This is a genomic window from Pseudogemmobacter sp. TB195, from assembly GCF_058313095.1.
The window spans coordinates 81881-103604 of record NZ_JBZEGG010000021.1; the positions used below are offsets into that span (position 1 = coordinate 81881).

Consider the following 21724-nt stretch of genomic DNA (forward strand, 5'->3'; position numbering starts at 1 on the left):
GCGCTGCCCCCGCCCGCGCCTGCGGCGCGGACTCCCCCGGGATATTTAGAGACAGATGAAAGACGCTTTTCATCTGTCCTTAAATATCCCCGCCGGAGGCATGAGTGGTTGAAGCCGGGGGTTCCGGCAGGAAGGTAAGAGATGGTTGCGCGCGATACGATGGAACTGAAAGAAGAGGCGATCCGGGGCCAGTATGAGGCGGCGCTCGGGCTTGTTTCCGGGTTCGATCATGCGCCGCGGCTGGCGAAGCCGCAGGAGGCGCCGCCGCTTACCGAGCGCTCGCCCGGGATCGGGGCGCGGCCCCGGTTTCGATCAACGGTTCCGGGGATGGCGGCGCGTCCGGCGGCGCGGCCAGGCGGCGTGCGCATCCTTGACCGGATCGAGGCGCTTTCGGATGGGCTGCTCTCTCCCGGACAGGCGGCGGCGCTGAATGCGCTCCGGCGGGCTTTGGCGGTTGCTTTGGCGATGGGCGAGACCTTTGCGGCGCAATCGGGGCTGGCGGAGCTGAAGCGCGCCAATCTCGAAGGCCGGCTTCCCGATGCGCGGCGCGCGGAGTTTGGGGAATTGCTTCAGGCCGAGGCGCTTGCGGTGCTTTATACATTCGCCAATGCGACAGCGTTTCTGATCGCGCCGCATCTCGGCAGCCAGACCGTCGAAATCGGCGAGGTCGAGGAGGTGCTGACCGATAATGCGCCGCTCGCGTTGCAGGGGGCGCTTTGGGAGCTGGATCAGGACATCGCCGCTCTGGCCTCGGACGATCAGCGGCTGGTCGCGGTGATTTCGGCCTTTGCCGAAGCTTTGATGCAGAAAGTGGCGCTCCGGGCCGAGACGGCGCCGCGCCTTGCTGCCTATTCCGGCGGATCCTGGAAGGTCGAAGCCGATGGCTTGCTGATTGCCGGGTTCCGCCCCGCGCGGGTGGCAAAGGGCGGTCAGATCACCATGGCGTTTAAAAAGCCACATGAGGTGGTCGGCAATCATATCGCGAAATATCAGAGCCTTCGTCTGGCAAAGATGCTGATGGCCTATGATTTTGAGCGCCGGTTGAATCCCTTTTCGGAACTGGGCGGGTTTATTTTCACCTTCATGGGGGATGGCAAGCCCGGTACCGGGAAAACCACCCTGATCCAGATGATGGCGGGGCTTTTGAATGATTACTGCCAGATTGCGGGATATCCGTTCCGCTATCAGAATTTCTCGATCGACCAGATAGATTCCTATCAGGGTAAATCCGGGCAGAATGCGAAAGCCTTTGTCGACACCATTCTTGATCCGTCGGCAATTGGCTTTGGCACGATTGACGATATTGACCAGGTCGCGGGGAAACGTGGCGACCGGCAGTCAAGCGCCGGACAGCAGGAAGTGACCGCTGTTTTCATGGGCGCCTTTGCCGGATCCGGAACAGTGGTGCGCGGCAATTGCACCTTTGGCATGTTCTCGAACTATCCGGAGAATGTCGATGACGCGCTGCGGCAAAGGGCCGGGGCGCGGTTTCTGGTCGACGGGCCGCAAACGCGCGAAGATTATATCGATATTCTGTCGCTGCTTCTGGGGAAGAACCATTCCATTCCTTTGGGAGAGCATGATCTTTTTGCGGCTCAGGAAATCAAAAGGGCGGTACAGGCCAGTTTTTCTGGCCATTCCCGCCCACATGAGGCCGGTCTGGTGAAGGTATGGGAAGATGTCGGCGCAAAGCTTGGGCCACTTGATACGATTGCGAAAATCGGCGCCTATCTTAAGGCCATCCAGATGGCGGATGAGCGGTTCACAGGGCGCGCTATCAAAAACATCACTGATGCTGTCAAGGTCCGGGCAATGGATTTCGAATTGCCGGATGAATGGATGGAAGAGCCTGACCGCTTCCTTTTCAGGCCATATGACGAAAAGATGCAGATGATCCGGGAGCTTATGACCCCGGTCACGGTTGATATGGTGGTGCAGGAAATCAACCGCTATGCAGACAGCGAATTCCGCTATGCCGATAATTCGGATGAAGTCGCGGTGCAGAACATGATGCGTGACTTCGCGCGCCAGGAAGAGGCGAAGCGGCGTTATCTTGAGAGCAAGAGCTGATGAAGGGTCAGGTCTATTCCGGTGAATTCGAAAGCATGGTGATCTGGGCGATCATCGCTCTGGTCTGGTTGGCTTTGATCTGGATGGTTTTGCGGGCTTTGCCCGGGATGCAAGGCCGGATCTGGGTTGGGGGATATGTTCTCGGTGTATTTATGGCGGCAATAGCAGCGGCTCCGGTCTGGTTTTTTGTCATGCTGATGCTGTTTGCGATGGGCAGCACCGGGCCGGAAGGCCCGGTGGGGATGGCTGGGCCAGCCATCGTTTCCGGAATTGCTCCTGGCATTATCTCCGGCCTTGTCATCTGCACGGTTGCGAACAGAAGACGCCCGGCTGAGGGGCATCAATCATGAAGCGCCTCATCGAAAAAGGGCTGATGTATGGAAACCTGATCGAGGTTTCCTCGCCCCAGCTTGTGGCCCGCTATAACCGTGCGCTGAAGGCATTGATCGGGCGCGAAACCAGCCTGACCGATTTTCATATCGATCTGTCGGGCTTCTCGCCCGAGATCGGCGATGAGTTCAATGATCCGTGGTATCTCAACCCGAATGGGGCAAACCGGCAATTCATCCTGCTGACCACAGCGCAGAAATCTGCGCCTTTGCTGAATATCCGCTTCTCGACCTCGCGCGGTATTCTTGTGCAATTCATCGAGGCCAATGAAGCGCAGCTTTTTGCCCTTACCGCCCGCGATGTGGTGGCGGGTGAATTGCAGGGATCGGTCTTCTCGGTGGAAAAGCCTGAACAATTGTTCCGGATGCTCCGCGTCACGGTCGAGGCCGATACGATCGGCGGCCATGTCGCCGATGCCGAAAAGCTCACGACCCTGATCGAGCGGTTCCGGGCCGAGCCTGACGGCTGGCGCGACGAGTCGCTGATCGCAGAGATGATCGCGCTTGCTGCCCGCACCGGCGATGTGACGCGGGTGCCGATCAATCTGCCGGCGATGACCTTTGAGCAGCCCGATTTCTGGTCGGCCCTGTTTGGAGGCATCTATATCTTCCAGGGGCAGAAGTTTCCCGCCGCAATAACCCGGCGTCCGATGATGGAATTCGGCACCCTGCCCATCGCGCAGGTCATGGATTTCAGCCATCGCAATCACATCGCCGACTGGCTGGAACGCAATCAGCTGGTCGAACCGGTGGTGCAGTCGAGGAGTGGCGCACCGGGTGGCGCCGGGGCAGGGGCGATCCTCCGGCAGAAGATGGATTTCATCCTTGTCAGCGTTGCCGATCAGCTGGGGATCGAGGTCGGATCGGCGCGGCGGACCGAATTGCGCAAGCTGGCTTACCGCCTGGGGGAGGCGCTGCCCGAGGAATTCCTTGGCCTTGCCGCAATGCTGTCCTGGGTGGAAGAGGCCGGGCCCTGGCCGCGGATTTCCAGCGAGCATCCGGCCTATTTCTACACGATCCGCGCCAGGCCCGGCCCGGATCGCGATCTGGTCAATATGCTGCTCTCAGAGCTTTCCGTGATGGATATCCGCCAGCTCTTCATCACCCATAAAGAGCGGTTTTATGAGGAATATCGGGGCTGGTCCGAGGTGAAGCGGCAATATGTGGCCGATTTTCTCGCACGCGAATATATGGTCGACAAGGAGGGCGCGCGTGAGACATTGTTCGGACCAGAGCCGAAAATGGACGAGCTTGCGCGGCCCGAGATGAAACCCGTGCCACGGACCGGAGCAGGGATGCGGGCCGGAGCAGGGACAGGCGCCGGGATGCAGGGGAACCGGATTGCGGCGGGCCCATGGGGCAAATCCCTCTCCGGAGGGGGCGGCAGACGGTGACCCGGGCAGGCCAGGCGCAGGCTTCCGGAACGGGGGCGCCGCGCCATGTCACTGAGGCCGGGCCGTCTGGCCAGACAGAGAGGCGCAGGATGCAGAACGGAGACGGGGAACCCGCATGATCATCGGCTGGATCAGACTTGCTTTCTTCATGCTGATCGGCCTGACGATCGCCTATTTTCTTGCATCGGTCTATTCCCGCTCGGTCCGGCGCGAAAAGCTCGAAAAGCACTGGCAGGCGCGCGCGCTGGAAGGCGACCGCGCCGCTTTTATCGAGCGCGGGATGCAGGCCTATGAAAGGGGGCTGAAACGGCGGCTTTTATGGCTTATCTATATCCTGCCCATGGTCGCCTTTAACGCGATCTTCTTTTATGTGAACTGGTTCTGACCCTATGCGCTACGTCAAATGGACCCTCTGGCTGGCTGTCATTCTTCTGGTGGGCAGCTTCCTGCATTACAATTTGCCGCAACATGACATCGTGCGCATCGTCGGCACCGAGAACCGACGCGTCGATACTGGCGAAAACTCTCTGTTCTGGAGCCGGGCAGAGGTCGGTATGACCAATTCCACCTCGCGCGATGTATTCTTTATCAATGCGGTGACGCCTGGTGGCAGCCCGATGGAATATCGCAACGAGGATACCGGCTGGGGTTGGCCGCCCTATTTCAAGATCGACAGTTTCGGGCTGCAGACGCGGGCAAAGGATCTGGTCTCGACCCCCGCCGATCCGATCTGGGTCGAGGTGACGCATTACGGCTGGCGCAACAAATTCTTTACCATTTTCCCCAATGCCGTTTCGGCAAAGCGGGTGGCGGGCCCGGATGTGACCGTGATCCCCTGGGTCTCGATTGTGATCCTTCTGGTGCTGGCCTTCCTTTTGTTTATGCTCCGCCGCATGTGGATGCAGTTTCGCGAGAGGATGATCGACCCGGCCATGGTCAGGGCCGAACTGGCGTTCGACCGCGTCGATTCCGGCGTTGACGACATGCGGGCGGGGGCAAAGGGCATCTGGGGCAGGCTGCGCGCCTGGCTCGACAGCTGGAAATCAAAGCCCAAACGCTGACGGGCAGGGCTGCCGACCCGGGTCTGCGGGCAGGGGCCGGCCAGACAAAGGCCCGGCGTGATGGCGTGCCCCTGTCCAGAGGGGGATCGCTGTCAGATCCTGATCTTGCCCTGCGAGGCCTTTGACAGCGATCCACGCCCTGCCGGGATTGGCGGTGCTGCGATCAAGGGCCAGATAAAGGAATACCAGCGGGTTCGAGGCCAGCGGGCGGATCACGCGGAACTGGTCACCTGGCGTCACGAGACTGTCTTTGATGCTGTCGTTGAGGCCCGGAGCCAGCATCTCCTGGCGTTTGCTGCGAACGACTTCGGTATTGGCGGAAGCCGCAGTGTCGATGTCGAATTGCGACGATCTCTTTTCTGAGACGATCATCAGCCCGGTTTCGCTGTCTGCGCGGCAGCCGCTGATCAATCCGAAATTTCTTTTATTTTCATGATGTTGTTCGCTATTGCCCTTAACCTTTTAAGGCGCATCTGTGTTTCGGCGTACAAAAAATGAACTTATGAGGCGGGGTATCAGCGTCCAGTTTTGCCCTGCCCCTGAGGTTCTGTCGGACCGGTCGTTGCGGGGCAGCGAACGGAGGGGGCAGCGGGTGGATACACGCCTATCCGGGCCGGATGCTTTGCAAGGGCCGATCGCAAGGGGCGGAACCATGATGTTTGGTATGCTCGCCCGCACGACTGCCGGGCGCCTGCGGCTCCTAGCTCACAGCATGCCCGGGGGCGGTGCTGTGCCTCGGGCTTGCAGCCAGTGGCCGTCAGGAGGCGCTGGCCTGGCGTTTGCGACGTCTGCTTTCTGAAATCTGAACCGGCGCAGGCGGCGCCGGCCAGGCGCGTCCCGGGGCGACGGCCCAAGGGGAAAGCCGTCGGGGCGCAAAGAAAGCCACGTCGGGCCGATCAGTGCAGCAGTGGGCTGGTCTCTGCTGGTCACCGGCGGGGAGGTGCTTACCCTTCTTTAGCCCCCGCGCCACGCGACAGGCAAGGGAGGCGTCAGGAGGCATGAAAGAAGCGGGGCGCCCCATTCCCTGAGCGCCCCGCAAGTCCAACAGGGAACACGACGGTCCGATGTGGTTCATCGGTTGTCACGGGGAAAACCAGCAGACAGCGATCTGGTTCCCTGAGAGATGAAATGACCCTGCGGAAAGTATGAGAATGAGCAAGATGACGCCCTTGGAGATCAGCCTGCTCGACGCGGCGGTTGAGGGCGGCCGCATCAGGCACCCACTCGTGAACCGCGTAAGAGCGCCGCCGCGCTGGATAATCCCAGGCAGGGGATTGCAACCGAGACCTGCCGCCAGGCATCTGCGCTGCCGATCTTCGTCAGGGTGGGCGCGCAGCGTGTCGATCAACTCGCTCCTGCAGCGGTGACCGGGAACCCACCTCTCGAACGGCCAGGAGCCTCTTTCGGAGTCCCCCTTTTGCGCCCGCGGCATGATGATGGGCACGGATCACCTTGCCCCTCGGGCAACCGGGTGGCTTGTTCGCTCATGAACAGAACAGTGCCAGAAGGGGTATGTTGAGAACATTGTTGAGAGCGGGCCTTGCGGATTTTTCAATGGTCGTCTAAACGATTGATCAATCTGGACAACGGCGGGTTGGCGGAGAGGTTACGCAGCGGATTGCAAATCCGTGAAGACCGGTTCGATTCCGGTACCCGCCTCCAAATATTCTCAAACACTTAGCTGGACGCCAGATGCAGATTGAGAAATCTGGCAACATCCGTGGCAACATTCCTGTTCTGGACGCGTTCTGTTCCGAGGCTCATTTTCGCAGTTTCTGAGCTTCAATGGCGCGTACCTTTTGCCGTGCAGCTCCGGCATACTTTCTCACCATCGCGCCCGTGGCGTGGCCGGTCACAGCTGCAATGAGTTCGTCGCTGCACCCGACCGCAGCCAGTTCTGCCGCTGCTGAATAGCGCAGTCCATGAATATCGAATGCCACAGCCCCGATCTCCCGGCGTACGGCCATGATCAGATCGGCGGCACCGCGATAGCTGGTTGGCTTGCCGCGCCCCCAAGCGCAGATTGTTACGCCGACCTTGCCTGTCGCATCCATGACCGCGCGAAGGTGCGGCGTGAAAGGCACCCACAGGCGCGCACCGGTCTTTCCCTGTGTGACATTGATCCCGTCGCCCTCGATATCGCTCCACCGCATTTTCAGCACATCCCCGATGCGCTGACCGGTGCCAAGTGCAAGCTCGAAGATCAGCAGAGCGCGCCCGGTGGCTTTGGCGCGATAGGCGTCGATCATGTCTTGCGGCCATGCCTCGCGAGGCGGTGCACCTGATTTCAGAAGGCTCACGCCTTTGGCCGGGTTATCCTCTCGCCAGCCCTGGTCAATCGCGTGCTCGAACAGGATCCGCAGCACCTGCACGATGTAATTGGCGAATCGGACGGTTTCGGAGTTGGCATCGCGCGCCCGGATCACGTCCTTGCGCTGCATGCCGGACACGTCCAGCGCTCCCAGCTTGCTTTTGATCCAGACCAGCACCTTGTCATAGTCGCGCGCCGTGCGAGGGGCGAGGCCTCTGTAGCGAGGACTGGCGTGGTAGGATTGGATCAGAGCCGCAAATGTGCGCCCTGTAGCGGTCTGCGGTGCCACCAGTGCGCCGTTGAGGATCGCAGCGTATTCCAGCGCAAATTCCTTTGTGCCGGGCTCGGAGTTTATGCGCACGGTCTTCCAGCCGCGCCGCTGGAAATACAAGCCATTCGGCTTTTGGTAGACATGGGCGGGCAGGGCGCGTTTCAACGGCTGAAGTCCACCATGTCAAAGGCATCAGGTTTCCCGCCTTGCGATCCGGGCGGGATGATCTCCATGAGGCCGGTGTTGGTATCCCACTGCACCTTGCAGCCCATGGCAATCATTTCCTTCATCACGGCGAGTCTTTCGCTCGGCTTCACTGTCGGCCTGATCTGCTGATGCGCCCCCATCATCCGCCCCCTTTCTCTTGCGCGGCGGCGCGGGTGAACAGGTCACCGGCCGCCTTCCTGCTGCGTCTCGTCGCTGAGGAATTCGCCGCGTGGTGCTTCGCGTCATAGCGAAGATGGCACCGCTGGCACCATGCTCGGAGGTTTTCCCGGGCGCAGTTTTCAGGCTGGTGATCGAGGTGCGCCACGGTCAGGATGATCCTGACCAGTCCGCGCGTCGGATATTCTGATCCTCGCGCCATGCCCTTGTATTCGCCGGTTTCTGCGCAATGAACCTGGCCGTGCATCAGCATATAGGTTCCCTCAGCGAACCCGGTCCCGCGCGAGATATATTCGCCGTTCGGCGCCCCGCATTTCTCGCACTTGTTGCCAGCGGCCTCGCGCACCTCACGGCTGATCCGCTTCCAGTCTGCAGGGTATCGGGATTTCTCGCTCGCGCGGATCGGCATCGCCTATTCCCCCATCTTTGCGAGCGCGGCGCGGTGATCTTCCATCTGCCTTCTGACGATTTCCACCATGGTGCGCGGTGGGCGCGGGACCAGCACCGGCAGACCGCGCGGCCCGATCACCATTTCGGAATTGGCGAATGTGATATCCGGCCCGCTCATCCCTGCGTCCCCCGATAGGCGCGGAGGATGGCGATCAGCCAGGCGCGGGCGTCATTGTCGACAGCCTCGCCAAAGAACGCGATGTTCGGTCGCTCGTAGACCTTGGCGTTGCTTTCGCTGATCTGGCGCCGCCACCCCGGCAGCAGGGCCTCATGCAGATCTTTCGCGGCATCGAGGGATCCGTCATAGGCCGCGAGAACGAGGATGTCGTCCCATCCGTTTCCGAAGGCCCGCATGATCAGGTCGGTGCTGACTTGCCCCGCCTCCACCGCCGTGATCAGGTCATCAAGCGCGCGGTCAGTCATTCCCCGCCTCCATGTCTTTGGCGCGGGAGAGGATGGTAGAAGTTTTCGCTTTGATCGCGTATTTCCAGCCCAATGCATATGCGTCGACGCCGTTCATACATTGAATTTCCAAATCGCGAGATGCCGAAAAAGACGGCTTGCTGACACGCCGTCCCGCTGCCATCCGCATCCCTTCGATCACGCCCGCTTTGCGAGCCGCGTCACACTCTGCGGTCAGGCGGGCGATCTCGGCTTGGGCGGCCCGCAGATCCGCCAGCAGCACAACTGCCCCATCCGTATCGGGGCGGCCATCGTGCATGTCGATCCAGCGTTCAAGCATTCCGCCCCTCCTTCCGTTTATCGTGAGAGGCGAGGGCGACGGCGAAGTCCCGCACATCCTGCTCGGTGAAAGTCATCGTCAATCCGCCGCCAAAGCTGCCGTGAACCAGCCGCACCAAGGCCGCCAGCTCATCCTCTCCCGCCCGGGCCTCGGTAAGGGCCGTCAGGGCGGCGGCAAGATCACCGGCCAAGGTGTTCTGCGCGGCCTCAAGCGCCTCGATGCGGGCGCGGTTGGCGATGGCCTCGGCCAGCAGCTCAGGCAGGATGGCGATGGCGCGGGCGTCTGCATACGGGTTAAACGAGCAAACCGTGCAGATACCATGACATTCATCCGTCTCGATGATGTAGGTCCCGTCACGATCCCACGGCCCTGGCGTGATCTGTGCGGCCAGCGCCACCAGCGTATCGGTGTCAGTGGTCATGAGGGGCCTCCGTGCGGGCGGCGAGGAACGCGTCAGCCGCAATGAAGGCGGCATTTGCGACCGAATCCCAGTGACGGCGGATCGCGTCCTCGGTGGTCTCGTCGGGCCGCTTGTCCAGCACCCCGCTTGCGCCGTTGCCGAACGCGGCTGCGAGGCATTGGCCTGCGGTCCAGTCGCGCAGGGTCATGCCGTGGTTCCAAGGCTCTCGGTCGTTTGACCCGGCACTCTGCGGCTCAAACTGTCCACCGGGAAACGCCGCCCCTCCGTCTTTCTCGCTCACGTCTCTCTCCTATGTCTCGCGCTGTCAGCGCGGAAGGTTTTTGCGCAGGATCGTGACCAGAAAATCCCGATCGGCGGCGTCCTGCATGTCTCTGACCAGCGCGAGGGCATCGCCCATGTCACCGCCAGCCTCGTAAATGTCGTAGAGCCGGGCCGCCCAAGGCAGCCGATCCAAGCCAGCGCCAGCCCAGAACCGTTCGCGACCAGTTTCCTCGGCAAGGTGCAGCGGGCGGGCCAGCGGCAAGCACGTCCAGAGCGCCGCCTTGCGCCCCATGCCCTTGCCCTCTGCGAGCCCGCCGGTATGAGCAATCTCGATATCCTGCCGATCTGACAGGCAGCAGGGCAGGCGGTGCAGCCAGCGAAAATAGCGCGCCTCTGCCGTGCTAAACCGCTTCGGGGTGCTGCGATCTTTGAGACCGAGAGGCGGGCGGCCGGCAAGGTTTCCGAAGCGAACGGTCATGCCTGCGCCCATATGTCGACGCCCTGTTCTGCGCACCACGCCTCGATGAAGGTTTGCAGATCGGCCATTTCGCGGACGCCTAGATCAGAGCTGCGAAAGCCGGTCGGGAACCACGTCGCGCCATCCAGTGAGGGCAGGACTTCGGTCTGCCGCCCCATTTCGTGCATAAAGATGCACTTCCATTGGTCCGGATTGAACTTGCGACCCATGATCGTCATGCGCTTGGAAATTCGGCCGAGCATTTCCCACATCCGGTCATTTTGGGGGTCGGTGCGCTTGGCCTCTTTGAACTCGACGCGCCAGCCACGCTCGAATGCTCTGGCAAGCCAGTCTTGCGCCCGGGTGAAAGCGGATTGGGTGTCCAGAGTGAGGCCATATCGAGCCATGGGTCACATCCCCCCGGCCAGGCAGATCATGCTCACCCACAGATCGCGGACCCGATCAGGGGAAACGTCAAACCGCAGGGCTGTCTCCCCGATTACTGCAGCCACGTCCTCGCCATCCGGTTCATGGCCGATCACCGCGGCGCGGGCTTTGAGGCGGGATTGCAGGTCGTCGCGGATTTGCTGATCGCTGGTCATGTCTTGCTCCTGTGGTCTGGCGCTCGGGATGCCGCCCTGCGTGAGGGCGGGCACCGGAGGGCTAGAACGGGATCTCGTCGTCCATGTCGGAGTTGCCGCCCGCGCCGCCGGTTCCCGCGCCATAGGCCGAGCCTCCGCCGTATCCGCCTTGGCTGTGGTGGCCACCGTAGGCCTCGGGAGACTGGTCATAGCCTCCGCCTGATTGGCCCCGGTCGCCGCCGTCTTGCTTACCGCCGAGCAGCGTCAGGCTGCCCGAGAAGGGGCGCAGGACGATCTCGGTCGTGTAGCGGTCCGCGCCCGACTGGTCCTGCCATTTGCGGGTCTCCAGCGCGCCCTCGATATAGACGGTCGAGCCCTTGCGCAGGTATTGCTCGGCAATATTGGCAAGCGGTTCCGAGAAGATCGCGACTGAATGCCATTCGGTGCGTTCCTTGCGCTCTCCTGTCTGCTTGTCGCGCCAGGTCTCGGAGGTTGCGATCCGCAGGTTGCAGACCTTCCCGCCATTGGGGAAGGTGCGCATCTCGGGGTCGCGGCCGAGATTGCCGATGATGATGGCCTTGTTGACGCTTCCGCTGCTCATGCGCGTATCCCTACATGTGAGCGCGCTTCGCCAGATTTGATCCTTGAGACCAAGGCGGCGCTGATGTTGTATTTTTCGGCAATGTCCCGGTAACGACCCGAAGCAACCCTGATCTGAACAACCTGTTCATCAGATATTTTTCGGGGAACCCTTTTGCGCTTTACCTTGTCGGCGGCGTTCTCGGCATCCGTGCCGATCCGCAGGTGATCAGGGTTAACGCAGCAGGCAATGTCGCAAGAATGCAGGACGCAGAACCCGGACTGGATCGGCCCGCGATATTCGCGATATGCCACACGGTGAGAGGATTCGATTTTTCCGTTGACGTTAAATTTGCCGTAGCCATCGCTATTAGCAAACCCGGTCCACAACCAGCATCCGGAGTTAGGTTCCGGCGAGATCATCGCTTCAAAGTTTACGCGTTGCCGATCCGTAAGGAATGCCATCAGAACGCTTCCTTTTCTTCCCAGACCCGGACACCGGCGATCTGGCGGGTTTTGTGATTGCGGCGGACGTATTCCTCGACAAAGGCCGTGATCGCGTCCGGGTCATGCTGGGCGATATCGTTCAGGGCCATCCGGTGCCCTCCGCGCGGGTTCGCCTCGGTCGGCTCTTCAAAGGCGTAGCGCGTGACGGTGCGCATGCCCTTCACTGTGTCTTTGCTGGCGGCGCGCGCAGCGGCCACAGCCTCATCAGCCTGGCGCTTAGCCTCTGCTGCCTCGCGCTGCGCATCGAGATCGGCGGCATTGGCCTGACGGGCTGCCTCCTCGGCCTCGCGCATTTTGCGGTTTGCCTCGGCCCGGGCGATGCGCTCGGCCTCTGCCTTCTCGGCTGCCAGCTTGCGCTTGAACGCATCGACCATGGACGCGCAGCCTTTGATCTGCACATCGAGGTCATCGAGCGTGGGCTTGAAGCGGGCCTTGGCGCTCTTCCACTGGTCGTAAATCGGCTTGGCTTCGCTTTCCTCGGCCTCGGATACCGCCTTTTTCAGGGCCTTGAGGCGTTTCGCAACTTCGTCCACCTGCTTCATCTGAGCTTCGCTGGTCACCGGGGCGCCGGTCAGGATGCCTTCGGCAAGTTCCAGCGCCTCGGGATCGGTAGCGATCGCTGCGTCAAGAGGATCAGGACCGCCGTTGTGGCCGATCCCCATCGGGGTCATGTCGTTCATGGGTCAGTCCTCAATAGGGGATTTCGTCGCCGCCAAGGTCGGCAGCAGGCTTCGCGAGGCGAGATTTCGCGGCGTCTTTCGCGGCAATCACGCGCTGTTCACCTTGGACACTTCGCGGAAGATCTCCCCATATCGCTGCAAGGCGGTCGAGCGTGTCCGCCCTTGCGAGGCTGTCGCAAGCGGCATCGATAGCACTTGGGCCTTGCTGGCGTTGCGGCTCCTGCCTGACCGGCTCGCGTCGGGGCTCTTGCTTCGGTGCAGCGACTACGGCGGCGTTCCCATCGTCGTCCTCGGGTGCAATCCCGGCCATGGCCATCAGGCCGTATCTGCGGGCATAGGTCACGGCAGATCCATAGCCCTGCATGTCGTTTTTGCCGATGATCAGCGGGACCGCGCATTCAAGCGTCTCGCCGCTTTCGTGCGCCAGAATGGTTTTGACATAGCGCGCGCCATCGATCTCGCAGGGGGGCTGGAGCAGAGCGATACCGTGAGAGTTCAGCGCTGGAAGGCAGGCATCCATGACATTGCCGAGATCCGCATATTTCGAGCGGAAGGCGGGGTTGCTGCTTTCCTTGATCGCCTTTCCCATCTCAGCCTGTGCAGCGGCCAGAGCAGCGAAAACATTCTTGTGCGTAACGGCGGGCGAAACTGCGGTGCCCGCTTCGGGCTTCACAATGGCGTTCATTTGATCGGCTCCATGCTCTGGATGATGCGGATATCGGCCTGTGCGCGGGCGAAGGCGTCGGACATGTGCCAGGTGATCAGGATCACGGCGCCGGTGAATACGACTGCGAACACATGGCCCGGGCGGATGCGGGACCGGCGACGCGGTAAGGCCAGATCCTCGAAGTCGGCTGCGAAGCGATCACGCAGGCGGGTAACGTCCGCCGCCTGCAGTTCCTCGGCGGTCAACAGGCGGGTTGCATGAACGTGTTCAGCGATATCCGCGCTGGTGGAGGTGCTATCGAGAGGCATCATGCGGCCCTCCGTTCTTGATATGTGGTGGGGGAGACGCCAGGTTGATAAGCTGGCAAGGCATCGACAGGCCGCAGATCCATCCAGCCGCGAACGCCGTGGCACATGATGCAGATCGGCTCATTCGATGGGGTAAGGCGCAGAGAGGCCATCCATCCGGGGGACTGGCAGCGGGAACATTCGTCACACATTGCGTTCTCCGTTGAATAAAAAGGCCCCGATTGGTCTGGTCAGGCCGGGAGGAAAGCCCATCCCAACCGGGGCAGGTGAGGCAGCACCACAGGCGCGGGTGCTCGGGAGATTCAGGCGGCCTGCGGCTTCGGCAGACCCTTGCGGATCACCCACGGGATGGGGCGGGCCGCTCGTTCATCATCGGCGTAATGCTGGGCGGCGGCCTCAGCCTCGATCCACTGCATCGAGACGCCATATCGGGCTAGCTCGGGGTATTCGTGCGTCTGGTCGAAGGCAGGCACTCTACCGATCACACCAGTGCTGTGGCATCGGTCGCAAAGCTGCCCGGCAACATCGATCAGCGCAGGACTGAGGCCGATAAAGCCGCGGCCTTTGCACTGCTGGCATCGGGCGCCGATATCCATCAGGCGGCTTCCGCATTGCCGGCGAGGCCGCCGTGCTTGATCCACGAGCGATAGTTTTCGACAGAGCCGAAACAGCCGCAGGGGGCCTCATTGTAGAGGAACATCCCATAATCATGCAGGCTGGTGCGGTTGACGTCATCGCCGCGCCGCAGAGCCTCCATCAGATCATTGGACAAGACAGCCGCGAGGAAGCTGCCGGGAGGAATGCCGTTTTCGATATAACGGCGCATACCGTCCTGCATGTAGCGAGGGAGGCGAGAGTAGTTGATATCCATCACGCGGCCCTTTTCATCGCTGGTGCGCCAGTCGGCGGGGTGGGGTCGGGAAAGCGGTTGAATGCGTAGATCACGTTGCTGCGGATCAGATCGGGATCGATCGGGATGCGGCGCGGGAAGTGGATTACCTCGCCGGGCTGGCTGAGCCGGATCGGGCGGGTCTCGCCGCTGCGATAGGCTGCGAAATCTGCCATGCGCAGGACACGGCGGGCTTCATTCACGGCGGGGGCGTCGTCCATGGGGCACTTCTGGCCCGCGGGGATAACCTCCCCGGTAATCGCGCCCCGCTCACGCGGGAACAAACTGACAAGCGGGGTATTTTTCACTGTGGTCTCCATCTGGTGATAGGTTCGAGGCATTGGCCCTCGGTGACGCCCTGCCGTGACAGGGCGCTGCGGAAGGTCACCACGCCGTTGCCGTCTTGCCTTGGTCGGCGAGGCTTTTGACGCGGAAGAGATCGTTGAGCAGGCCGTCCACTTGCTTCGCCATCTGGGCGCGGAGGCCATCTTTGAGGGCGCCAGTCATGGACACGGCTGCCTGCTTCATATGATCGGTGAAATCCTGAGCGCAGACCTGTGCCATAACGAACTGCGCTCGCGTCATGGTATTGTAGCTGCTGTCTGTCTCCCTTCCGTGCGCATCAACTTTTGCGCTCCAGTAGGTCGATGCCGTCTTTTCGAGTTCCGCGAGGATTGTGGTGGGCTGCCCTTTGGGCGTGCCGTAGGCAGTGATAGGGGTGTATTCCCGTTCGAGCGCGCCGCTGATTGCCCCGGAAATCGCGGCCTCAATCTCAGCCTTTGCTGTGCTGACGAAGATATCATCCAAGCGCGCCTCAACCAGTTTTCTGACCATCCCGCTCACATCACGGTCGCTGTCCAGGATCTGATCGGCCACCTTCTGGGCGGCCAAATCCGCAACTGCGGACGTATCAATCGTCAGGTCCATTCGCTCATCTCCATCTCGGTTTCCGGTCGGCTCAGCCTGTGGCGTCTGCGCTTCCGTTGAGATGAATATGCATACGATGAATATTCAGGTCAAGCATCAATATGCGTGACATGGATAATTTCTTCCCACCCCTCCACCCATGCTAGAATCACCCGCATGGAAACGAGGTCAGGAGGGCAGGGGATGCGGTCTGGCCACTGGCCGGGCAGGGCGCTAAACCCCCGGCATGGCAACCGCGATACATGACCCCGAAAAGCAGACCTTCACCCTTCGCGTGACGGGCTGGTTCGATACCTATCCGATCAGCGATCTTCCGAAGTGGCTGACCTTCTACCGCAAGATGAGGGAGGAGCACCCGAAGTCCGGCACCAGCTATGATGCGACCATAGCAGCGCTGGAGAAGCTGGCGGACGAACTGGGCGTGAAGGTGTGAGACGCGAGGTCTTGGTCCCGGCCATCATTCATGGCCTTGTCATCTGGACCCTTGCGTCTTTGCTTGCGTGGCCTGCACTACTCGCAGCCGGGCTGCTCGCTGAGAGGGGATACCTCGGCACGTGTTCAGCCGGGAATGATGCCTGCCTATACACGATGTTCTTCGTTGCATTCCCGCTGATCTGGGCGTCGCTGACAGCTGCGAGCTGGCTGGTGTGCTGGCGCCTGTGGCGATGGTGGCGCGGAAGGGGCGCATGATGGCTCCCACGGTTGGCGGGAATGCGCCAGCGGCAGACAATATCGTTCCACAACCATTCAGGCGAGCTATCGTTGTGGTGTCGGCGTCGGAAGTGACAACCTCCAGGCCGACAGGCCCGGGGGTGGACCTAGGGACTCCAATCACGCCCTCGGGCCACCCATGAAGAAGCCCGCCGGGGAGGGCGGGCGGTACTACACCTATCCTGACGGAATGTCACGGAATGAATCATGGACGAATGCTATAACCGCACCTATATTGTCCTCAGGGCGGCCATGCGCCGGGACAACCCAGAGCATTCGAGAGACTGCAGGCGGGGATCCGCAATTATGGGCCGGGGGGTCGCCCACCCCATCCAAACGATCTAAAGAATGCGGCTTGATCTTCGGAGATCGAGCAGTTTTCAATTTTCGGCACCACTTTCAGCCCATAGCTAAGATATGTGTTTTTGTGACGATACGTCACATCTCGCAAACACTCAGCGTATCGGGGTTCGATGTTTCCATAGCGATCAGGCTCGACCGCGCTTGCAACCGACGATGCGACTGCGTCAGCAAGTTGTAAACTGGCGTTACGGCTGTGATCCTCGGCTGCCACCGCATCAATATCGATGACTGGCCAGTGAATACGGATGTCCCTATCCACGGCGGACTTCATGCCGGTCAGGTATTCTTGGAATGCCTCATAGGACATGCCACCCCGCCTGGAGAACGTTATGGCAACCCGTCCGTCCCCTTCTGGCACCCTTGGCCGCATGTCTCTGCATAACCATGAAATGCGCTCTATGAGATATCTGGTCATGTAGAAGTATAGCTGGTTCTTTGCAGTATAGATGCCGGGTGGAATGGGGCGCTTGGCTGCTAGAACACTGGTAGATCTCAACGGCTTCTGTGAGATAACTTGGGCTGCAACGAGCTTCTGAGAGTGACTGAGATCTGCGAAATGTAAGTCTCTGCGTTTTCTTTCGGGCATTCTGCCCGAGATTTCGTCACGCCATTTCACAGCATCGAGGTTGTATGATTTACGAAATACAACAGCTGAAAGCACGAGCCATGAAGATGCTCCGCCTTGACCTCCTGGCTCCCTGAATTTGCCAAGTCCATCATCACCAGATTCATCTATAAATGCGAGAAAGCTATGGGTCATAGCTCACACTTCAGCAGCTTTCCCGATTCTGCAACTAGCGCGTGATCACGCCGGCCTCAGCTTCGCCGCCAGCGCCTGATACAGATCTGCTGCGATGTGGTTCCCTTGGTCGATCTCATGCGCAGCCATGGCGAGCGCCATGATCGTGGCCTCCTCGCTGTCCTGCGGATACCCGCCCTTGTCCAGCGAGCCGAAGGCCGCCGCGAACAGATGGACGCAGACCGCGCTCAGCTGCTCCACCTGGGCCTCAAGCTGCTCGATCCGTTCCTCTGGTGTCATAGCCTCACCTCATGGCGATCCACGCCGTGACCGCGGTTGAAAGCAGCGAGCCCGAGATAAGCACCCAGTCGAAAACCATGGCACATCCTCCTGCCACCAGACTGCGCCGGGTGAGGGATTCGGGCAAGGAACATCCACAGAACGATCCCCAGGAAATCCTTAACGCCCGTTAACCCTTTGGTTGACTCGGGCGCGCTCCGTCGCTCACGATGAGAACTTTACGGGAACATTTCCGGTGGGGGCCGGGTGAGGGGGTTGGATGACGGAAGATGAGTTTGCGCGGAAGCTGAGGCGTCTATCAGACGCGCAGTTTTTACGATTTCTAGAGCAGATCAGGCCTGATCTCGAGTTGCTATCCCGAGAGCGTCCTGCCAGCCCAAGCGGCGATCCGGCGGAAGGCGGCGGTAAGCGTCGATCAGCGATTGCTCGGCAGCAGTGCGACCGTCAGCAAACAAGTCGGCCAGGTGAACATTGAGCGCGGCAGCAATGGCCTTGTAGTTGCCCAAGGTTGTGCCGTCCTCCCCCTTCTCAAGGCGAGAAATCGTCGGCTGAGTGATGTTGGTCATCTCAGCCAGATCTGTCTGCGTCAGGCCGCGGGATTTTCTGATGGTCGCGATGTTCATGGCGCGATTATGCGCTGAATAAGTCGCGTCATCAAAACCGCAGGGCGCATATTCATGCTTGCCATGAATATTCACGTGGCGCATAATGTCACCCATGAACACCCTCAGCGATTATCTCCAAGAGACAGGCATCCGTCAGTCTGACTTCGCCGATCAGGTCGGCGTCGGGCAGGCTATGATTTCGAGATTGGCGCGCGGCCTTGCTGGCCCGAGCTTGCCCCTCGCGCTGGCGATTGCCCGCGCAACTGGCGGGGCTGTTCCGGTTGAGTGCTGGGATCATCCCCCCGCAAATGGTGCGCCCACAGCCCCCGCGCAAGCCCCCGGCAGAAAGGGGGCGACGTGATGGACGCGATCACAATCACCGTTGCCACCTCCACGCCATTCCGCCCGATCCGGGCGCTTTACGCGGCGGCCATTGAGGTTGGGATCATCGGCATTGGGGTTCTTGTCGGCAGCCCTGCCATGCAGTGGATCGGCTTCCTCGCCCTGATCCTGATTGCGGTCTGTTCGCTGGTCAATCATGCGAACAGAAACAATGGTTTGACCATCAGCGAAGCGCGCTCCCGCCTTGATGAGATCGAGTCCGCGCAACGCCGCGATTCGGAAAATCGGGAGGGCGTGTGACCCATGCCCATCGCCAACCGAAATGCGGCAGATGCGGCGAGCCCGGGCCTTTTGGCTTCGGCCCTCCGTTTGGCCAGCCGGATCGGGGCAAGGTTTTCGCCTGTGCCGATCACATGGCTGAAGCCGAAATCTGGTGGCGCGACCGATATCACCGCCCTCCAGGTGGAGCGCGAGAGGCTGATCGCAGATCTGCGGGAAGCCCGGCGCAAGCATCGCTCGACCTGTGAAATCCGCGCGCGGCTGAACGCCATCACCCTCCAGATCCTGCGGGGTGGCAAATGAGACGCGCCGCCAAGGTCGACGCCAATCAGGCCGAGATCGTCGCAGCCCTGCGTAGCGCGGGCGTGACGGTCCAGCCGCTTCACACGGTCGGGGATGGCTGCCCGGACCTGCTCTGCGGCTTTCGTCGCCACAACTTCCTGCTCGAATGCAAGATGCCCGGCACCGGCAAGCTGACGCCTGACCAGATCGAATGGCACGGCGGATGGAAAGGGCAGGTGATCGTCGTTGAGGACGCCGAGGCTGCTCTGGCCGTGGTGATGGGCATACCGGTGCGCGGGGTGGTGTCGTGAGCCAGATCACAATCCCCCAAATGCCTTGGGCGCCTTCGCAAGGGTTCGTAACTGCCGCTCGCAAGGTCAGTGCAGAGAGAGAGGCCCACATCTCCCCGCCAGACGTGACGCGGCTGATTGAGGTCGTCGCTGAGGCTACTGGCTTCACGGCAGACCAGATCCTGTCTCACACCAGAGGCGGCGCAGTCGAGAAGGCCCGTCATCTCGTCATGTTTGAGGCCCATTACGCCGGCGTGTCCAAGGCCGCGATAGGCCGGGCAATGAACCGCGATCATTCGACCGTTCTCCACGGCATCCGCAAGGAACAAGCCAGGAGGGCAGGGCGGTGAGTCACCTCGCAGTCAACTGGGCGCTGGAGCAGACCGGCCTCAAGCCCGCCGCTAAGCTGGTGCTGATCTGCCTCGCGGACCGGCACAACAAAGACACCGGCGAATGCTTCCCCTCACAGGATAAGCTGGCTGAGGACGCATGCATGTCACGGTCCTCGGTGAACGACCAGTTGGACCGTCTCGAAGCCCTTGGGCTGATCGAGCGCGAGCCTGTTATCGACCCCAAAACCAAGCGCCAAAAGGCCACCCGCTACCATCTGAAAATGGCAAAAGCCGTGTCCGAAATTACGACACGGGCCGTGTCCGAAAAACAGGGGGAGCCGTGTCCGAAAAAAGCCAAAAGCCGTGTCCGAAATTCGGACACTAACCCTGTAAAGATAACCGGGAAAGAACCGGCTGCGCGTGATGCTCGCGCTGCGGCGGCGGATTTTTCGGATGAGTTTTATGAAGAGCTTTTCTCAGCTCTTGGTCTCGACCGCAGCAACCTGCCGCCACGGTGGAAAGGCGCTGCTGCCGTCGCCGATGTTCAGGCATGGCTCGACCTCGGCCTGACCGAGGCCCAGATCGTCACCGCCGCCCGCGAAAGCCGGGTGAAGCACCCCGAGCCGCCGGAAGGCCCGAAGGCACTGGACGCGGTGATGCATGCCGCCGCCCGCGCTGCGAAGGCTGCCGAGACGCCGGTCGCGACCCGTGGCGAGGTTCTCAGCTTCTGGGCCGAAAAGCTCAACGCTGGCAGCTTCGTCGCCCCATCCTCCATTTCCATCAGCGTTGCCGACGACCTGATCCGGGAAGGCTTGGTTGCCGCCGAGATCATGCGCTCGCGCGGTATCGCTCACACCCGCGAGGGCAGAGCATGATCCAGATGAGCCTCCTCGACCTGATGGAGCCGCCTGTCGAGCCGGTAGCATGGACCCCGCACCCCAAACGCCAGGTCATCACCCGCGCCTATGGCAGTGAAACCGTGCTCGAGATCGACGCCGAGAACCGCGACCCGGTCGAGATAGAGATCCACGGCATTCCGACGCTGATCGTCTGGGACTTCGGCCCCGCCGTTTATGCGCTCACTGCGCCAGGCACGATGTTCTGGAGCCCGACTGGCTTCTGGAGCCTGACCGGTCATCCAGGAACGGTTGACGAACTGGTGAAGGTGATCGCCACCAGAAAGCCGGAACCGTGGTGGCCGCTCTATGTCTGCAATTGGCGCCAGCACGTCGAATGGACGCTCCGCGCCGACGATTACGTCGAGCCGCCGCAGGTGGCAGCTCGCCAATCCGCCGCCATCGCCCAGATGCTAGCCGATGGCATTGATCCCAACGATGTCGGCCCGCCGCCCCGTTTCAAGGGCGCATGGCCACGTTTCTCAACGGAGCTTTTTGCATGACCCATTCCGAAACCACCCCCGCCACCCCCGAGGGCGATGCGATCAGCAGGGCGGCGGAAGAGGCCATCAGCCGCGCGATCAGCCGCCTGCAGGGCCTGCAGGATTACGCCGGTCGCCCGGCATGGGATCAGATCGTCGCCGAAGAGATGCGCGAGGCCATCCGCTCCCTTCCCCCGCAGGACGGGGAGAGGGAACAGATCGAACGCCTGACGGCCGAGCGTGACGCCATCGCGGCGGCTGCGTTTGAGGCGGCGGCGGGAAAGGTGGTCGTGTGGGAGCACCCCGAACAAATCAACAGGTCGATCCGCTCCCTCACCCCCGCCGATGCCAAAGCCGCGCTGGACCGGATGATTGCGGAAGCGGTTTCCGCCGCCCTCACCGCGCAGCCCGTGGCGCAGGAGCCGGTGGCGGGGGCTATCCGTGATGGTTTCGGCAGGACGATGGTGCAGTTTGTCACTACCCCCGCGCCGGTAGAGGCGGGGCTGGTCGAGGCGGCCCAATGGGCGCGCAACCGCCTTGAGATCATCGCCGATGAAAGCTGGCGCGGCGACGGGCGCGATTTGAAACGGTCGATCATCGGCGTGTTTGCGGACTTCGACGCAGCGCTCGCCCGCTGCGGCAGCACTGTTCCCGAAACCCTCCGCGCCCAATCCGCCCCTGTGGGCGAGAAGCCAGAGCCACGTCAGACCATCGAGGCGCTGACCCAAAGCCAGACCTTCTGGTATTCCTCCAA

The 21724-nt window shown here is 61.4% G+C and carries 38 protein-coding genes, 1 tRNA gene and 1 pseudogene; 15 read left to right on the forward strand and 25 right to left on the reverse strand.

All coding sequences use genetic code 11. The features are described 5' to 3' along the window. Positions 1-141: 141 nt before the first annotated feature. The 5 genes from AC4FS3_RS19970 to AC4FS3_RS19990 all read left to right on the forward strand — a co-directional run bounded on the left by AC4FS3_RS19970 (position 142) and on the right by AC4FS3_RS19990 (position 4914). Positions 142-2070, forward strand: coding sequence for an AAA family ATPase (locus tag AC4FS3_RS19970; RefSeq protein ID WP_491021991.1), 1929 nt, complete (start codon positions 142-144; stop codon positions 2068-2070). Between the two features lie 35 nt (positions 2071-2105). Next, complete coding sequence (locus tag AC4FS3_RS19975) at positions 2106-2420, forward strand: hypothetical protein (protein WP_491021992.1); 315 nt, start codon at positions 2106-2108, stop codon at positions 2418-2420. After that, complete coding sequence (locus AC4FS3_RS19980; RefSeq protein ID WP_491021993.1) at positions 2417-3853, forward strand: DUF6638 family protein; 1437 nt, start codon at positions 2417-2419, stop codon at positions 3851-3853. Before AC4FS3_RS19975 ends, AC4FS3_RS19980 begins: the two co-directional genes overlap by 4 nt. Positions 3854-3968: 115 nt before the next feature. Then, positions 3969-4238: a hypothetical protein gene (locus tag AC4FS3_RS19985; RefSeq protein ID WP_491021994.1), complete on the forward strand. Its 270-nt coding sequence runs from the start codon at positions 3969-3971 to the stop codon at positions 4236-4238. A gap of 4 nt (positions 4239-4242) precedes the next feature. Further along, positions 4243-4914 carry a DUF1523 family protein gene (locus AC4FS3_RS19990; protein ID WP_491021995.1) on the forward strand — a complete coding sequence of 224 codons (672 nt, stop codon included), beginning with the start codon at positions 4243-4245 and terminating at the stop codon, positions 4912-4914. Here the strand turns inward: AC4FS3_RS19990 and AC4FS3_RS19995 are convergent. After that, on the reverse strand, positions 4897-5325 hold the full coding sequence (locus AC4FS3_RS19995) for a hypothetical protein (protein WP_283177319.1): 429 nt from the start codon (positions 5323-5325) through the stop codon (positions 4897-4899). The genes AC4FS3_RS19990 and AC4FS3_RS19995 overlap by 18 nt on opposite strands. A 960-nt stretch (positions 5326-6285) precedes the next feature. Then, positions 6286-6365, reverse strand: a pseudogene (locus AC4FS3_RS20000) (IS5/IS1182 family transposase); the annotation flags it as partial. 137 nt (positions 6366-6502) lie between these two features. On the opposite strand from AC4FS3_RS20000, the gene AC4FS3_RS20005 reads away from it, so the two are divergent. Continuing rightward, positions 6503-6576: transfer RNA gene (locus AC4FS3_RS20005), tRNA-Cys, on the forward strand. Between the two features lie 98 nt (positions 6577-6674). Here the strand turns inward: AC4FS3_RS20005 and AC4FS3_RS20010 are convergent. From AC4FS3_RS20010 to AC4FS3_RS20105, 20 genes are all read right to left on the reverse strand, one after another. After that, positions 6675-7661 (reverse strand): site-specific integrase, encoded by a 987-nt coding sequence (locus tag AC4FS3_RS20010; protein WP_491021996.1) that lies wholly within the window; start codon positions 7659-7661, stop codon positions 6675-6677. After that, positions 7658-7846 carry a hypothetical protein gene (locus tag AC4FS3_RS20015; RefSeq protein ID WP_491021997.1) on the reverse strand — a complete coding sequence of 63 codons (189 nt, stop codon included), beginning with the start codon at positions 7844-7846 and terminating at the stop codon, positions 7658-7660. The genes AC4FS3_RS20010 and AC4FS3_RS20015 overlap by 4 nt, the downstream gene beginning before the upstream one ends. Beyond that, entirely contained in the window at positions 7843-8226 is a 384-nt protein-coding gene (locus AC4FS3_RS20020) for a hypothetical protein (protein WP_491021998.1), read from the reverse strand. Before AC4FS3_RS20020 ends, AC4FS3_RS20015 begins: the two co-directional genes overlap by 4 nt. Positions 8227-8292: 66 nt before the next feature. Continuing rightward, positions 8293-8448, reverse strand: a complete 156-nt coding sequence (locus tag AC4FS3_RS20025; protein WP_491021999.1) for a hypothetical protein — start codon at positions 8446-8448, stop codon at positions 8293-8295. Then, on the reverse strand, positions 8445-8753 hold the full coding sequence (locus tag AC4FS3_RS20030) for a hypothetical protein (protein ID WP_491022000.1): 309 nt from the start codon (positions 8751-8753) through the stop codon (positions 8445-8447). Before AC4FS3_RS20030 ends, AC4FS3_RS20025 begins: the two co-directional genes overlap by 4 nt. Continuing rightward, a complete protein-coding gene (locus AC4FS3_RS20035; RefSeq protein WP_491022001.1) occupies positions 8746-9072 on the reverse strand; it encodes a hypothetical protein in 327 nt (108 codons plus the stop codon). Before AC4FS3_RS20035 ends, AC4FS3_RS20030 begins: the two co-directional genes overlap by 8 nt. Then, entirely contained in the window at positions 9065-9493 is a 429-nt protein-coding gene (locus tag AC4FS3_RS20040) for a hypothetical protein (protein ID WP_491022002.1), read from the reverse strand. Before AC4FS3_RS20040 ends, AC4FS3_RS20035 begins: the two co-directional genes overlap by 8 nt. Beyond that, positions 9483-9773, reverse strand: a complete 291-nt coding sequence (locus tag AC4FS3_RS20045) for a hypothetical protein (RefSeq protein ID WP_491022003.1) — start codon at positions 9771-9773, stop codon at positions 9483-9485. Before AC4FS3_RS20045 ends, AC4FS3_RS20040 begins: the two co-directional genes overlap by 11 nt. A 24-nt stretch (positions 9774-9797) precedes the next feature. Beyond that, positions 9798-10232, reverse strand: a complete 435-nt coding sequence (locus AC4FS3_RS20050) for a hypothetical protein (RefSeq protein WP_491022004.1) — start codon at positions 10230-10232, stop codon at positions 9798-9800. Next, positions 10229-10618, reverse strand: coding sequence for a recombination protein NinB (locus AC4FS3_RS20055; RefSeq protein WP_491022005.1), 390 nt, complete (start codon positions 10616-10618; stop codon positions 10229-10231). The genes AC4FS3_RS20050 and AC4FS3_RS20055 overlap by 4 nt, the downstream gene beginning before the upstream one ends. Positions 10619-10621: 3 nt before the next feature. After that, positions 10622-10813: a hypothetical protein gene (locus AC4FS3_RS20060; RefSeq protein ID WP_491022006.1), complete on the reverse strand. Its 192-nt coding sequence runs from the start codon at positions 10811-10813 to the stop codon at positions 10622-10624. 61 nt (positions 10814-10874) lie between these two features. Beyond that, positions 10875-11393, reverse strand: coding sequence for a single-stranded DNA-binding protein (gene ssb, locus AC4FS3_RS20065; protein WP_491022007.1), 519 nt, complete (start codon positions 11391-11393; stop codon positions 10875-10877). Further along, positions 11390-11836 carry an HNH endonuclease signature motif containing protein gene (locus AC4FS3_RS20070; RefSeq protein WP_491022008.1) on the reverse strand — a complete coding sequence of 149 codons (447 nt, stop codon included), beginning with the start codon at positions 11834-11836 and terminating at the stop codon, positions 11390-11392. Before AC4FS3_RS20070 ends, ssb begins: the two co-directional genes overlap by 4 nt. Next, the gene (locus AC4FS3_RS20075) at positions 11836-12558 is read right to left on the reverse strand and encodes a hypothetical protein (RefSeq protein WP_491022009.1); all 723 of its coding nucleotides are present in this window, start codon (positions 12556-12558) and stop codon (positions 11836-11838) included. The genes AC4FS3_RS20070 and AC4FS3_RS20075 overlap by 1 nt, the downstream gene beginning before the upstream one ends. A gap of 10 nt (positions 12559-12568) precedes the next feature. After that, the gene (locus tag AC4FS3_RS20080) at positions 12569-13243 is read right to left on the reverse strand and encodes an ERF family protein (RefSeq protein ID WP_491022010.1); all 675 of its coding nucleotides are present in this window, start codon (positions 13241-13243) and stop codon (positions 12569-12571) included. Further along, complete coding sequence (locus AC4FS3_RS20085) at positions 13240-13536, reverse strand: hypothetical protein (protein ID WP_491022011.1); 297 nt, start codon at positions 13534-13536, stop codon at positions 13240-13242. Before AC4FS3_RS20085 ends, AC4FS3_RS20080 begins: the two co-directional genes overlap by 4 nt. Before the next feature lie 299 nt (positions 13537-13835). Continuing rightward, on the reverse strand, positions 13836-14129 hold the full coding sequence (locus tag AC4FS3_RS20090; RefSeq protein WP_491022012.1) for a hypothetical protein: 294 nt from the start codon (positions 14127-14129) through the stop codon (positions 13836-13838). Beyond that, complete coding sequence (locus tag AC4FS3_RS20095; protein ID WP_491022013.1) at positions 14129-14404, reverse strand: hypothetical protein; 276 nt, start codon at positions 14402-14404, stop codon at positions 14129-14131. The genes AC4FS3_RS20090 and AC4FS3_RS20095 overlap by 1 nt, the downstream gene beginning before the upstream one ends. Next, positions 14404-14643, reverse strand: a complete 240-nt coding sequence (locus AC4FS3_RS20100) for a hypothetical protein (protein WP_491022014.1) — start codon at positions 14641-14643, stop codon at positions 14404-14406. The genes AC4FS3_RS20095 and AC4FS3_RS20100 overlap by 1 nt, the downstream gene beginning before the upstream one ends. 163 nt (positions 14644-14806) lie before the next feature. Continuing rightward, complete coding sequence (locus tag AC4FS3_RS20105) at positions 14807-15349, reverse strand: hypothetical protein (RefSeq protein ID WP_491022015.1); 543 nt, start codon at positions 15347-15349, stop codon at positions 14807-14809. Between the two features lie 226 nt (positions 15350-15575). On the opposite strand from AC4FS3_RS20105, the gene AC4FS3_RS20110 reads away from it, so the two are divergent. Next, positions 15576-15782, forward strand: coding sequence for a hypothetical protein (locus AC4FS3_RS20110; protein ID WP_491022016.1), 207 nt, complete (start codon positions 15576-15578; stop codon positions 15780-15782). A gap of 582 nt (positions 15783-16364) precedes the next feature. Here AC4FS3_RS20110 and AC4FS3_RS20115 read toward each other — a convergent pair. From AC4FS3_RS20115 to AC4FS3_RS20125, 3 genes are all read right to left on the reverse strand, one after another. Then, positions 16365-17183 (reverse strand): DUF3800 domain-containing protein, encoded by an 819-nt coding sequence (locus AC4FS3_RS20115; RefSeq protein ID WP_491022017.1) that lies wholly within the window; start codon positions 17181-17183, stop codon positions 16365-16367. 45 nt (positions 17184-17228) lie between these two features. Continuing rightward, positions 17229-17462, reverse strand: coding sequence for a hypothetical protein (locus AC4FS3_RS20120; RefSeq protein ID WP_491022018.1), 234 nt, complete (start codon positions 17460-17462; stop codon positions 17229-17231). A gap of 332 nt (positions 17463-17794) precedes the next feature. After that, positions 17795-18181 carry a helix-turn-helix domain-containing protein gene (locus tag AC4FS3_RS20125; RefSeq protein WP_491022019.1) on the reverse strand — a complete coding sequence of 129 codons (387 nt, stop codon included), beginning with the start codon at positions 18179-18181 and terminating at the stop codon, positions 17795-17797. Between AC4FS3_RS20125 and AC4FS3_RS20130 the strand changes: the two genes are divergently transcribed. From AC4FS3_RS20130 to AC4FS3_RS20165, 8 genes are all read left to right on the forward strand, one after another. Beyond that, positions 18180-18428 carry a helix-turn-helix transcriptional regulator gene (locus AC4FS3_RS20130; protein WP_491022020.1) on the forward strand — a complete coding sequence of 83 codons (249 nt, stop codon included), beginning with the start codon at positions 18180-18182 and terminating at the stop codon, positions 18426-18428. The two genes, AC4FS3_RS20125 and AC4FS3_RS20130, sit on opposite strands and share 2 nt — an antisense overlap. Next, positions 18425-18709, forward strand: coding sequence for a hypothetical protein (locus AC4FS3_RS20135; protein WP_491022021.1), 285 nt, complete (start codon positions 18425-18427; stop codon positions 18707-18709). The genes AC4FS3_RS20130 and AC4FS3_RS20135 overlap by 4 nt, the downstream gene beginning before the upstream one ends. A gap of 3 nt (positions 18710-18712) precedes the next feature. Beyond that, positions 18713-18991: a hypothetical protein gene (locus AC4FS3_RS20140; RefSeq protein ID WP_491022022.1), complete on the forward strand. Its 279-nt coding sequence runs from the start codon at positions 18713-18715 to the stop codon at positions 18989-18991. Beyond that, complete coding sequence (locus tag AC4FS3_RS20145) at positions 18988-19281, forward strand: hypothetical protein (protein WP_491022023.1); 294 nt, start codon at positions 18988-18990, stop codon at positions 19279-19281. The genes AC4FS3_RS20140 and AC4FS3_RS20145 overlap by 4 nt, the downstream gene beginning before the upstream one ends. After that, on the forward strand, positions 19278-19610 hold the full coding sequence (locus tag AC4FS3_RS20150; protein ID WP_491022024.1) for a helix-turn-helix domain-containing protein: 333 nt from the start codon (positions 19278-19280) through the stop codon (positions 19608-19610). Before AC4FS3_RS20145 ends, AC4FS3_RS20150 begins: the two co-directional genes overlap by 4 nt. Next, the gene (locus AC4FS3_RS20155) at positions 19607-20467 is read left to right on the forward strand and encodes a helix-turn-helix domain-containing protein (RefSeq protein ID WP_491022025.1); all 861 of its coding nucleotides are present in this window, start codon (positions 19607-19609) and stop codon (positions 20465-20467) included. Before AC4FS3_RS20150 ends, AC4FS3_RS20155 begins: the two co-directional genes overlap by 4 nt. Before the next feature lie 5 nt (positions 20468-20472). Beyond that, positions 20473-20991: a hypothetical protein gene (locus AC4FS3_RS20160; protein WP_491022026.1), complete on the forward strand. Its 519-nt coding sequence runs from the start codon at positions 20473-20475 to the stop codon at positions 20989-20991. After that, the coding region (locus AC4FS3_RS20165) for a hypothetical protein (RefSeq protein WP_491022027.1) at positions 20988-21724 on the forward strand (737 nt) is incomplete at its 3' end. The genes AC4FS3_RS20160 and AC4FS3_RS20165, both read left to right, overlap by 4 nt.

Excerpts from the sequence above, each read along its gene's own strand:
- AC4FS3_RS20090 (WP_491022012.1), bottom strand. The coding sequence starts at position 14,129 with ATGGATATCGGCGCCCGATGCCAGCAGTGCAAAGGCCGCGGCTTTATC.
- AC4FS3_RS20140 (WP_491022022.1), top strand. The coding sequence starts at position 18,713 with ATGCCCATCGCCAACCGAAATGCGGCAGATGCGGCGAGCCCGGGCCTT.
- AC4FS3_RS19975 (WP_491021992.1), top strand. The coding sequence starts at position 2,106 with ATGGTGATCTGGGCGATCATCGCTCTGGTCTGGTTGGCTTTGATCTGG.
- AC4FS3_RS20110 (WP_491022016.1), top strand. The coding sequence starts at position 15,576 with ATGGCAACCGCGATACATGACCCCGAAAAGCAGACCTTCACCCTTCGC.
- AC4FS3_RS20025 (WP_491021999.1), bottom strand. The coding sequence starts at position 8,448 with ATGAGCGGGCCGGATATCACATTCGCCAATTCCGAAATGGTGATCGGG.
- AC4FS3_RS20115 (WP_491022017.1), bottom strand. The coding sequence starts at position 17,183 with ATGACCCATAGCTTTCTCGCATTTATAGATGAATCTGGTGATGATGGA.
- AC4FS3_RS20145 (WP_491022023.1), top strand. The coding sequence starts at position 18,988 with ATGAGACGCGCCGCCAAGGTCGACGCCAATCAGGCCGAGATCGTCGCA.
- AC4FS3_RS20105 (WP_491022015.1), bottom strand. The coding sequence starts at position 15,349 with ATGGACCTGACGATTGATACGTCCGCAGTTGCGGATTTGGCCGCCCAG.
- AC4FS3_RS20070 (WP_491022008.1), bottom strand. The coding sequence starts at position 11,836 with ATGGCATTCCTTACGGATCGGCAACGCGTAAACTTTGAAGCGATGATC.
- AC4FS3_RS20040 (WP_491022002.1), bottom strand. The coding sequence starts at position 9,493 with ATGACCACTGACACCGATACGCTGGTGGCGCTGGCCGCACAGATCACG.
- AC4FS3_RS20080 (WP_491022010.1), bottom strand. The coding sequence starts at position 13,243 with ATGAACGCCATTGTGAAGCCCGAAGCGGGCACCGCAGTTTCGCCCGCC.
- ssb (WP_491022007.1), bottom strand. The coding sequence starts at position 11,393 with ATGAGCAGCGGAAGCGTCAACAAGGCCATCATCATCGGCAATCTCGGC.
- AC4FS3_RS20130 (WP_491022020.1), top strand. The coding sequence starts at position 18,180 with ATGAACACCCTCAGCGATTATCTCCAAGAGACAGGCATCCGTCAGTCT.
- AC4FS3_RS20035 (WP_491022001.1), bottom strand. The coding sequence starts at position 9,072 with ATGCTTGAACGCTGGATCGACATGCACGATGGCCGCCCCGATACGGAT.
- AC4FS3_RS20100 (WP_491022014.1), bottom strand. The coding sequence starts at position 14,643 with ATGGACGACGCCCCCGCCGTGAATGAAGCCCGCCGTGTCCTGCGCATG.
- AC4FS3_RS20060 (WP_491022006.1), bottom strand. The coding sequence starts at position 10,813 with ATGACCAGCGATCAGCAAATCCGCGACGACCTGCAATCCCGCCTCAAA.
- AC4FS3_RS20160 (WP_491022026.1), top strand. The coding sequence starts at position 20,473 with ATGAGCCTCCTCGACCTGATGGAGCCGCCTGTCGAGCCGGTAGCATGG.
- AC4FS3_RS19985 (WP_491021994.1), top strand. The coding sequence starts at position 3,969 with ATGATCATCGGCTGGATCAGACTTGCTTTCTTCATGCTGATCGGCCTG.
- AC4FS3_RS19980 (WP_491021993.1), top strand. The coding sequence starts at position 2,417 with ATGAAGCGCCTCATCGAAAAAGGGCTGATGTATGGAAACCTGATCGAG.
- AC4FS3_RS19970 (WP_491021991.1), top strand. The coding sequence starts at position 142 with ATGGTTGCGCGCGATACGATGGAACTGAAAGAAGAGGCGATCCGGGGC.
- AC4FS3_RS20055 (WP_491022005.1), bottom strand. The coding sequence starts at position 10,618 with ATGGCTCGATATGGCCTCACTCTGGACACCCAATCCGCTTTCACCCGG.
- AC4FS3_RS20030 (WP_491022000.1), bottom strand. The coding sequence starts at position 8,753 with ATGACTGACCGCGCGCTTGATGACCTGATCACGGCGGTGGAGGCGGGG.
- AC4FS3_RS20095 (WP_491022013.1), bottom strand. The coding sequence starts at position 14,404 with ATGGATATCAACTACTCTCGCCTCCCTCGCTACATGCAGGACGGTATG.
- AC4FS3_RS20075 (WP_491022009.1), bottom strand. The coding sequence starts at position 12,558 with ATGAACGACATGACCCCGATGGGGATCGGCCACAACGGCGGTCCTGAT.
- AC4FS3_RS20050 (WP_491022004.1), bottom strand. The coding sequence starts at position 10,232 with ATGACCGTTCGCTTCGGAAACCTTGCCGGCCGCCCGCCTCTCGGTCTC.
- AC4FS3_RS20125 (WP_491022019.1), bottom strand. The coding sequence starts at position 18,181 with ATGGGTGACATTATGCGCCACGTGAATATTCATGGCAAGCATGAATAT.
- AC4FS3_RS20085 (WP_491022011.1), bottom strand. The coding sequence starts at position 13,536 with ATGATGCCTCTCGATAGCACCTCCACCAGCGCGGATATCGCTGAACAC.
- AC4FS3_RS20120 (WP_491022018.1), bottom strand. The coding sequence starts at position 17,462 with ATGACACCAGAGGAACGGATCGAGCAGCTTGAGGCCCAGGTGGAGCAG.
- AC4FS3_RS19990 (WP_491021995.1), top strand. The coding sequence starts at position 4,243 with ATGCGCTACGTCAAATGGACCCTCTGGCTGGCTGTCATTCTTCTGGTG.
- AC4FS3_RS20015 (WP_491021997.1), bottom strand. The coding sequence starts at position 7,846 with ATGATGGGGGCGCATCAGCAGATCAGGCCGACAGTGAAGCCGAGCGAA.